This window comes from Pseudomonas sp. MD195_PC81_125 (assembly GCF_014060985.1).
GTDB classification, from domain to species: Bacteria; Pseudomonadota; Gammaproteobacteria; order Pseudomonadales; family Pseudomonadaceae; genus Aquipseudomonas; species Aquipseudomonas parakoreensis.
Map to the genome: position 1 here is coordinate 1 of NZ_JABULD010000305.1, position 6,794 is coordinate 6,794.

The 6,794-nt window shown below is 62.3% G+C and carries 4 protein-coding genes and 4 pseudogenes; 3 read left to right on the plus strand and 5 right to left on the minus strand.

Features of this window, described 5'->3' with window-relative positions; translation table 11 throughout:
• Nucleotides 1–209 precede the first annotated feature (209 nt).
• The gene (locus tag HT737_RS12940) at nt 210–1,097 is read left to right on the plus strand and encodes an acyltransferase (protein WP_047297055.1); all 888 of its coding nucleotides are present in this window, start codon (nt 210–212) and stop codon (nt 1,095–1,097) included.
• 1 nt (nt 1,098) lies between these two features.
• Here the strand turns inward: HT737_RS12940 and HT737_RS12945 are convergent, their stop codons facing one another.
• Complete coding sequence (locus HT737_RS12945; protein WP_182402768.1) at nt 1,099–1,656, minus strand: DUF2780 domain-containing protein; 558 nt, start codon at nt 1,654–1,656, stop codon at nt 1,099–1,101.
• Between the two features lie 148 nt (nt 1,657–1,804).
• Here HT737_RS12945 and HT737_RS12950 point away from each other — a divergent pair, with 148 nt between their 5' ends.
• Both HT737_RS12950 and HT737_RS12955 read left to right on the plus strand, forming a co-directional pair.
• Nucleotides 1,805–2,440: an RNA polymerase sigma factor gene (locus tag HT737_RS12950; protein WP_182402770.1), complete on the plus strand. Its 636-nt coding sequence runs from the start codon at nt 1,805–1,807 to the stop codon at nt 2,438–2,440.
• Nucleotides 2,437–3,112, plus strand: a pseudogene (locus tag HT737_RS12955) (anti-sigma factor domain-containing protein). The gene HT737_RS12950 and the pseudogene HT737_RS12955 overlap by 4 nt, the downstream one beginning before the upstream one ends.
• A 47-nt stretch (nt 3,113–3,159) precedes the next feature.
• Here HT737_RS12955 and HT737_RS12960 read toward each other — a convergent pair.
• The 4 genes and pseudogenes from HT737_RS12960 to HT737_RS12975 form a co-directional block, all read right to left on the minus strand.
• Nucleotides 3,160–4,158, minus strand: a complete 999-nt coding sequence (locus tag HT737_RS12960) for an ADP-ribosylglycohydrolase family protein (protein WP_182402774.1) — start codon at nt 4,156–4,158, stop codon at nt 3,160–3,162.
• Nucleotides 4,155–4,869 (minus strand): annotated as a pseudogene (locus HT737_RS12965) (GntR family transcriptional regulator). Before HT737_RS12965 ends, HT737_RS12960 begins: the two are co-directional and overlap by 4 nt.
• Nucleotides 4,870–5,100: 231 nt before the next feature.
• Nucleotides 5,101–6,069: pseudogene (gene araH, locus HT737_RS12970) on the minus strand (L-arabinose ABC transporter permease AraH).
• A 12-nt stretch (nt 6,070–6,081) separates the two neighbouring features.
• A pseudogene (locus HT737_RS12975) lies at nt 6,082–6,794 on the minus strand (ATP-binding cassette domain-containing protein); the annotation flags it as partial.

Consider the following 6,794-nt stretch of genomic DNA (forward strand, 5'->3'; position numbering starts at 1 on the left):
CAGCTCCCACAGGTTTCTCTGCCATTCACGGAAATCACATGCACTGGAGATCCTTGTGGGAGCTGGCTTGCCAGCGATGGGGCCAGCACAAGCCTCACTAATTGGCTCCAGCATAGCCGCCCAAAAGTGAAACATTCGTCACCGCCGATTTGGCCTGTCGCCCGAAGCCACTTATCATGGCGCGCCCATCCGCCTTCATAGAGTTGCTTATGCGCCGCCTGCTCACCGGCTGTTTCGTCACCCTGCTGCTGTTGCTCAACACCCTGATCCTGATCGGGCCGTTGATGGTCTTTGCCCTGCTCAAACTGATTGCGCCCGGGCGCTGGCGCGATTACGCCTCGTGGGCGGTGATGTGGATTGCCGAGACCTGGGCGGAAATCGACAAGCTGATCTTTCGTCTGTGCATCCCCACTCAGTGGGACATTCGCGGCGGCGCAGACCTGCGCGGTGACACCTCGTATCTGGTGGTCAGCAACCACCAGTCGTGGGTCGACATTCCGGCGCTGATCCAGACCCTCAACCGGCGTACGCCGTTCTTCAAGTTCTTCCTCAAGAAAGAGCTGATCTGGGTGCCGTTCCTCGGTCTGGCGTGGTGGGCGCTGGATTACCCGTTCATGAAGCGCTACAGCAAGGCGTTTCTGGCGAAGCATCCGGAGCTGGCGGGCAAAGATCTGGAAATCACCAAACAGGCCTGTGAGCTGTTCAAGCGCCAGCCGGTAACGGTCGTGAACTATCTGGAAGGTACTCGCTACACCGCGGCGAAAAGCGCGCAGCAGCAGTCACCGTTCAAGCACCTGCTCAAACCCAAGGCGGGCGGCGTGGCGTTTGTGCTGGCGGCGATGGGGGAGCAGCTGGATGCGTTGCTCGACGTGACCGTGGTTTATCCACAGGAGAACATTCCGGGGTTCTGGGATCTGATCAGCGGCAGCGTGCCGCGGGTGATCGTCGACATCCAGACCCGCGAACTCGACCCGGCGCTGTCGCAGGGCGATTACGAGAACGATCCGCAGTTTCGCCAGCAGGTCCAGAACTGGGTCAACCAGCTCTGGACCGAGAAGGATCAGCGCATCAGCGAACTGCGCGGTGAGCGCAGCTGAATCAGCTGCCGCTGCCGGCGCCCCAGATGTTGCCCAGACTGCTCAACAGCGAACCGCCAACACCCTGTTGACCCAGGTATTGCAGGATCACCGGGGCAAACTGGCCCACCATGCCGCTGTCCATGCCCAGCGCACTGAAAGCGTTGTTCAGGTCGCTGGTGGTCTTGACGTTGCCCAGCGCATTTTCCAGCCCGGCTGACTTGCCCGACGAGCCCAGCAACCCGCTCAATGCCGCCAGATTGCCGCTACCGCCCGACAGTTTGTCGATGCCCGGCACTTCTTTGGCCAACTGCGAATAATCGGTGCTGCTCAATTGGTTCTTGGCCAGGCCCAACATCGCACTGGTTCCCCCTACAGCTTGCTGGGGTGTGATGTTCAGCGCACTCAAGGCACTCAGCAATCCAGCGGTTTCCGAAGTCGGTGCAGCGGCGGCAGCCTTGTCCCCCCCTTGCATCCCCGAGACTGCACCGGCGACATCGTTCAAGCTGAAACCGGCAAATACCGGGCTCGCTGCGAGGGTCATCAGTGAAGCAAAGGCCATACCGCGTGAAATCTTCATTCAGACATCCTCTTGCGCTGTGGTAACCGCCCGCTTATGGGCGGCAAAACTGCCGATTTGACCGGGTTTGCGCTGGCATGTTCCTCGCCGGCGCATCCATTTTCAGGATAGCCACGTATATAAAACGTGAAACCGTGGATAACCCGAGATGAATGGCACAAGCGCTGTCGCTGAACTAGCCTGTGAACAGCCCGAGCAGCGCCCTCGTCGTCCGCCCATTGCCTGGAGAACCGTCATTTCCACCGCCGACCCCGATCAGTTGCGCCAATTGTTGGCCCAGTGTTCACTGGGCGATCGGCGTGCATTCGAAACCCTCTATCGCAGCGTCGGCCCGCGCTTGCACGGTGTCGCCTTGCGTTTCATGGGCCGGGCAGATCTGGCCGAGGACGTGCTGCAGGAAAGCTTCGTGCGCATCTGGAACAACGCCTCGCGCTACGAAGCCCATTTGTCGGCGCCGCTGACCTGGATGATCAACATCACTCGTCACCAGGCCATCGACCAGTTACGCAAACAGCGTGACCGGCCGCTGACCGACTTCGAACAGGACACCCTGCCGGACGAAGGCCCTTCGGCCCACGACCTGTTGAACAGCAGCCGCGAAGCCGGTGCATTGCACCGTTGCCTGGACACCCTCGACGGCATGCAGCGCCAGTCGATCAGCGTCGCCTATTTTCAGGGCCTGTCCTGCTCGGAACTCGCCGAACACCTGGCCGCGCCGCTGGGTTCGGTGAAGTCGTGGATTCGCCGTGGCATGGAACGTCTGCGCAGGTGCCTTGAATCATGAACTACCAGACCCCCGCCCCTGCGCCGCGCCCTCGCTGCCGATTACGCCATCGGCCTGATGTCGGCGGCGGCGCGTCGGCGCTTTGAACAATTGCTGCTGGACGATGCAGCACTGCGAACCGAGTTGGCGCAGTGGCAGGAGAGCCTCGCCAGCCTTACCGATACATTGCCGGAGCAACCGGTGCCGGATCGGGTGTGGCAAGGTATTACTGCACGCATCGAACCGCAAGTGCTGCACGTCCCGGAAAAACGTCCGTTCTGGAACTGGCTGCGAGTCACCGCCGCACTCTGCTCAATCGTGGTCCTGGTATTCCTCGGCTCCCTGTACAACCGCGACGACGCCCGCTACCGCGCCACCCTGCTGAGCGCCGACGCGCAACCGGCGCTGAAGGTCGAGGCGCATGCGGACTATCTGCAAGTCGAACCGCTGACATTGGCGGCAGTCGGGCCAGATCGCAGCCTGGAACTGTGGGCGATACCCGCCGATGGCAAGCCGATTTCGCTGGGGGTGATTCCTGCAGGCGGCAAAGGCAAGGTTGAACTGAGCGCGGCGCAGAAAGCCTTGATCGGCCAGCCGATTGCGCTGGCGGTGAGTCTGGAGCCGCAAGGTGGGTCGCCGACCGGGCAGCCGACCGGGCCAGTGCTGTATCAGGGCGCTTTGGCAGCCCTCTGAATGCAAAAATCAAAGATCGCAGCCTTCGGCAGCTCCTACACGGGTCCTCAGCGTAAGGTGAGGAGTCCTTTCACGAGGGGCTCAAGCTCCAGATGATTGACCGCTTTGACTGTGGCGATCATCGGCGCCGGCCAGCTCTCAAGACCCAGGCAGGCCCCGAGCATGGCGCCGAGAATCGCCGCGATGGTGTCGGTGTCACCGCCCAGGCTGGCGGCCATGCACAACGCTTCGAACGCACTCATCTCGCCGACCGCCACGTGCTGCGCCAGGGCGAATGAGACCACCACCGATTCCTGCGATGCCACCGACGTGCCAATCACGTCGTACAGCAGATCCGCCAGCAGCGCCTTGTCGCTGTCGACGCTGATGCTGCGCGCCCAACTGATGCGCGAAGCGATGCGCCCGCCGGCCACCCAGTGCCCATGTGCCTCGGCCTGTTGCGCAATCTGCTGGCCGAGGTTCAATGCCTCGCCCAGATCCATGCCGTTGATCCCGGCCGAGACCACCGCCGCCACCGCCGCCGCACTGGAAATCCCCAGCGTGGTGTTGTGGGTGACCTGACAGGCCTGCACCACCGCCGCAATGAAACGCTGTGGATCGGCGACATCCGCCGCAATGCCCACCGGGGTGATGCGCATCGCCGCGCCGTTGGTGGTGCCATAACGCCCGGCCTCCTCCGGCGAGTGGCCGGCGAGGATCATTTCAATGGCGCGCTTGGTCGACGGGCCAAGCAGGTCCTGCGAACCCTTGGCCTGCATCTCGGCTTCCCACTCGATCAGCCGTTGGGCGAGCACGGCCGGCACAATCCGGCCCTTGCCTTCGACCAGCAACTGACCGACCAGAATCGCCTGTTCGGTGTCGTCGGTGATCGAGCCTTTGGGCATGTTGGCGGCTATTGGTTGCAGAGGACCGGCATCCTGCAGATCGGTGATCCAGCCGAAGCGGATCTTGATCGTTTCACGGTTCAGCGATTGGGTCGGCATGCCCAGCGCATCACCGAGGGCCAGGCCATAAAACGCACCAAGGGCACGGTTGAGCGCGGTCATTTCGATTCTCCAAATTGCAGGTGCAGGCGGAAATGCACCGGGTCGAGCAGGCTTTCGACCTGTTCCATGAAACGGTTCTGCCGGTCGTAAGTGGTGCGCAGGGCCTTGAGGAACACCGTCCCCACCGGGCGCCCGAGCAGCTCAGCGTCTTCGGCATTCAGCGGTTCGGCGCCGATCCACTGATCACCGCGCTCGCCGATGTAGCCGTAGGCCGCGAGGGTAATGGTCAACGAGTTGTCGATCAGACCGACCCGCGGCAGGCTTTCCAGGCCGCCGGTGGCCGGCATCAACGAGCGTTCAAGGGACACCAGGGTGCCGTCGTTGGAGCGGCGACGGCGGTCGAGGGTGATGAATTGGTCGGTGCCGAACCGCGAGAGCAGATCGGGCCGGGTCACGGCTTCCAGGCGCAGCACTTCAGTGTTGATCAGCGCCCCCGCTGTCGGCCAGCGCCTGCGCCCAGCCGCTGCGCTGATCGAGCGCTACACCGTCGAACGTGACAATGGAGCCGACCCCGCTTTGCGTGGCGATGTAATTGCGCCGCTTCAGTTCGGCCAGCGCCTCGCGCAACGTGCCACGGCTGACGTTGAATTCCTGAGCCAACTGATGCTCGCCGGGCAACAGAAAGCCGTCCTCCATGAGGCCGCTTTCGATGCGCCGGACGAGTTCGTCGACCACCCGTTGTTTCTTGTCAAATCGTACCTGTCTAATCATGTACAAAGTGATACCCGAAACGGGCGCAGGCGGGCAAGAAGTTTTTTAGCGGTTCGGACAGAAGGAACGCATACCTGTGGCGAGGGAGCTTGCTCCCGCTGGGCTGCAGAGCGGCCCCAAATCCGGTGACAGCGGTGAGTCTGACACACCGCACTGTCCGGGTTTGCGACTGCTGCGCAGCCGAGCGGGAGCAAGCTCCCTCGCCACAAAATTATGCTTCGACAGATGGAATCAGCGTTGTTTGAGGCGGTCGATCACCACGGCCAGCAACAGAATCGAACCGCGAATCACATACTGATAAAACGTGTCGATGTTCTTCAGGTTCATCGCATTCTCGATGATCGCCAGAATCAGTACCCCGGCAATCACATGCCGGATCATGCCGATCCCGCCGCTCAACGACACGCCGCCGAGCACACACGCCGAAATTACAGTCAGCTCGAAACCCTGGCCAATCATTGGCTGCCCGGAGGTCATGCGCGACGCCAGAATCACCCCGGCCAGTGCGCCGATCACGCCGTGCACGGCGAAAATGATGATCTTGGTCCGGTCAACGTGACCCCGGCGAGCAACGCCGCTTCCTGGTTGCCGCCGATGGCCATGGTGTTGCGCCCGTAGGTGGTGTAGTTCAGCAGCCAGCCGAAGAACAGGAAGCAGACGATGGTGATCAGGATCGGCACCGGCACGCCGAACAACTGGCCGTTGCCGAAGACGAAGAACGATTCCTGCGACACGCCCACTGCTTTGCCGTTGGCAAAAATGTAGGCCAGGCCGCGGACGATCTGCATCGTCGCCAGCGTGGTGATCAGCGCATTGACCCGCAACTTGGCAATCACGATGCCGTTGATCAGCCCGACCATCAGGCCCATCACCAGCGCTGCGCTGACGCCGAGGAACACGCTGTTGGTGTCGCGCATCACCACCGCCGCCACCACGCCGGCGCAAGCGATCACCGAGCCTACCGACAAGTCGAAGTGCCCCCGACGCCAGGCAGTAGAGCATGGTGCACGCGGCGATGCCGGTGGTGGAAATCGCCAGGCCCAGCCCGCGCATGTTCAGTGGTGAAAGGAAGTTGTCGATCAGCAGCGTGCAGGCGACGAAGATCCCGATCGCCGCCAGCAGCATGACCCAGTCATCGAGGAAGCGCCGCAGGTCCAGCGGTTTGCGGGGAGTCGGCAGTGCCTTGTTTTGGATGGTCATCATAGTCACCTCTCAGTTCGCCACGCCGTCAGCGCGATGGCGCGGCAAAGCCAGTTGCAGCAGGTTGGATTCATTGGCCTGGTCGCGGCTGACTTCGCCGCGCAGCGCGCCTTCGCAGAGCACCAGAATGCGGTCGGAAATGCCCATCACCTCCATGAGGTCGCTGGACACCACGATCACCGAAATGCCATCGGCGGCCAGGTTATGGATGATCTGGTAGATCTCGGCCTTGGCGCCGATGTCGATGCCGCGAGTCGGCTCGTCGAGCAGCAGAACCTTCATCGGCATCGACAGCCAGCGACCGAGAATCGCCTTCTGCTGATTGCCGCCGGACAGGAATTTGATCTGCTGCCCGGCGTGCGGGGTTTTGACTTTCAGCGCCTTGATCTGCTTGTCGGCGTTGCCCTTCTCCCACAGCCCGCGCAGCAGGCAGCCGAGGCTGGCATTGGCGCCGCGCGCGCTGATGTTGATGTTCTCGGCAACGCTGGCCAGCGGAATGATCCCTTCTTTTTTCCGGTCCTCGGGGCATAGCAGAATCCCGGCGGCAATCGCGTCACGCGGTGAGCGCAATTTCAGTTCATGGCCGCGCAATTCCAGGCGTCCGGCGGTGTTGCGCTCAAGCCCGCTGAGCAGCCGGAACAGCTCGGTGCGCCCGGCCCCGACCAAGCCGAACAGCCCGAGAATCTCGCCCTTGTGCGCCTCGAAAACTCACCGGTTCGCGCCAG

What these genes read in the sequence shown, in the direction of transcription:
- HT737_RS12950 (WP_182402770.1), top strand. Translation starts at nt 1,805, where the DNA reads ATGAATGGCACAAGCGCTGTCGCTGAACTAGCCTGTGAACAGCCCGAG.
- HT737_RS12960 (WP_182402774.1), bottom strand. Translation starts at nt 4,158, where the DNA reads ATGACCGCGCTCAACCGTGCCCTTGGTGCGTTTTATGGCCTGGCCCTC.
- HT737_RS12945 (WP_182402768.1), bottom strand. Translation starts at nt 1,656, where the DNA reads ATGAAGATTTCACGCGGTATGGCCTTTGCTTCACTGATGACCCTCGCA.
- HT737_RS12940 (WP_047297055.1), top strand. Translation starts at nt 210, where the DNA reads ATGCGCCGCCTGCTCACCGGCTGTTTCGTCACCCTGCTGCTGTTGCTC.